The following is a 1,812-nucleotide window of genomic DNA, read 5'->3' as shown; positions in this document are numbered from 1 at the left end:
TTGTCATGTTGGTAGTGGCAGGTGTGACGGTGTGGGGCGGCTTGGTCGCCTCCATCGTGAACCTGCGCCGCAACCCGGATCAGGGCGGGGACGCGTGAGTCCCACCCGCAGCATCTGAGTGTTGGCACTCCAGGACTGTGGCCACCGAACCGTCTGGTTCGGTGGCCACAGTCATTGTCCGCTCCATCAGGTGCTCAGAGCGGATCAGGTGAGGATGATGCCGCCCGGGTGAGGCGCCGGCGTCGTCGTTGCCGGGTGGCATCCAGGATCAGCACTGCAACCGCTGCTCACACAATGCTGAAGCCCAGCCAACGTTCCCGCGGCATGGCCTCCTGCAGGATCACCACGGCAATCAGGAACTGCATGATGGGGGCGATGTACTGCAGCATGCCGACGGTGCTCAACGGCAGCCGCGCTGCTGCAAGACCGAACAGCAGCAACGGGACCACTGTGACCACGCCGGTTGAGGCCAACAGAAGCGTGTGCGCCCAACTGTGACCCCACAGCGTCAGATCCCCGTTCACGGCCTGGCGGGCGATGATCACAACGGCAACGGGCATGATGGCCAGCGTTTCAACCGTCATGGCCACCAGGGCAGGCCAGTTGGCGCCCAGCATGGATTTGGTCAGGCCGTACAGGCCAAAGGTGAAAGCCAGGCCCAGGGAGAGCCACGGGACCTGGCCGTAGAACACGGACATCACGGCCACTGCCGCCGCCCCCAGGCCCACCGCCGCCCACTGCAGGCGCCGCAACCGCTCCCGTAGGACCAACACACCCAGGCTGATGGCCACAATGGGGTTGGGTGAACACCGCCAGGAAACGGCCGAACTGGCCGAAAACTGCCAGCAGCACCAGGCACAACAGCAAGGCGAAAATCACCCGCAGGGAGACGATCTCCCATGCACCGGCAGGTGCGAGCGCCACGAAGTACAGGGCAACAACCCCCACAGCCCGTAAGCGCTCGCACCAAAGAGCAGTCCGCGGCGTCCTTCAGCGGCCGGGCGGACAGCTGTCCGTTTGCTCAAACAGTCACTGACCTGTCACAGGCCGAAGAAGCGGCTGAAGAAGCCCTTCTTGCGGGGCTGATCGTCCTGTTCGGTGGTCTCTGCCGGGGCGTCCTGAACCTCGACGGTGTCCTGAGTGTCGTCGGTGCGCTGGGCATCCAGTGCAAGGCCGGGCTCTTCCTGAACAGGACGCGCGGTGGCGGGTTCCTCCACACGGGGCTGCACCACGGCAGGCTGCTCACCGGCGGATTCACGCTGCTGATCGGCATCCTCCGTGCCGGTGTGCTTCTGGGACTCGCTCTCCACGGCTGCATCCAGCTCCGCAGCAAAGTCCTCGTCCTGGGACTCGACCCGATCTGTGGCCTCTGCGGGTTCGGTGCCCTGGGCTGGCTCAGTGGACCCGGCTGCCTCCGTGGACTCGGCTGGCTCGATGACCTGGGGAGCCTGCTCCGAGGGCTGCTGTGCATCGCGGTCCTCGGCCAAGGACGGCACCGTGGTGGTGGTGACTTCCCCGGGAGCGACGTCGCGGCGCGGCTCTTGATCGTAGGGCAGGTCCTGATCCGGTTCCGTGGAGGCACCGGGGACCGGTGCTTCCAGGTCCTCCTGGGACAGCTCAGCAGGCAGGGGCTGCTGGTCCTCGGCCTGGGTGCTGGTCTCGGCAGAAGCCTGGGTGGCGGCGTCGTCGGTGTCGATCTCGGCGTGAGTGTCAACATCCATGCCCGCGGTACCGGCACCGGCTGCGGCAGCAGTGGCCTCACGGCGGGAGGCTTCCTGTTCCTCTCGGGCGGCGGTGTCCCGGGCGGCTTGC

At 66.4% G+C, this 1,812-nt stretch carries 3 protein-coding genes; 1 reads left to right on the top strand and 2 read right to left on the bottom strand.

Translation table 11 applies throughout. The features are described from left to right. The first annotated feature begins 5 nt into the window (after nucleotides 1–5). On the top strand, nucleotides 6–98 hold the full coding sequence (locus L979_RS14990; RefSeq protein WP_081993835.1) for a methionine/alanine import family NSS transporter small subunit: 93 nt from the start codon (nucleotides 6–8) through the stop codon (nucleotides 96–98). A 189-nt stretch (nucleotides 99–287) separates the two neighbouring features. On the opposite strand, the gene L979_RS17070 is transcribed toward L979_RS14990, so the two are convergent. Together L979_RS17070 and L979_RS16220 are read right to left on the bottom strand one after the other, a co-directional pair. Continuing rightward, entirely contained in the window at nucleotides 288–791 is a 504-nt protein-coding gene (locus tag L979_RS17070) for an EamA family transporter (protein WP_369792973.1), read from the bottom strand. Nucleotides 792–1,040: 249 nt separating this feature from the next. Further along, the coding region (locus tag L979_RS16220; protein WP_047690065.1) for a hypothetical protein at nucleotides 1,041–1,812 on the bottom strand (772 nt) is incomplete at its 5' end.

Origin of the sequence: Kocuria sp. ZOR0020, assembly GCF_000800955.1 — a bacterium.
Classification (GTDB): domain Bacteria; phylum Actinomycetota; class Actinomycetes; order Actinomycetales; family Micrococcaceae; genus Kocuria; species Kocuria subflava.
Note: the sequence above shows the minus strand (reverse complement) of the source record. Positions and strands in the feature narration are given on the sequence as shown.

Excerpts from the sequence above, each read along its gene's own strand:
- L979_RS14990 (WP_081993835.1), top strand. The coding sequence starts at position 6 with ATGTTGGTAGTGGCAGGTGTGACGGTGTGGGGCGGCTTGGTCGCCTCC.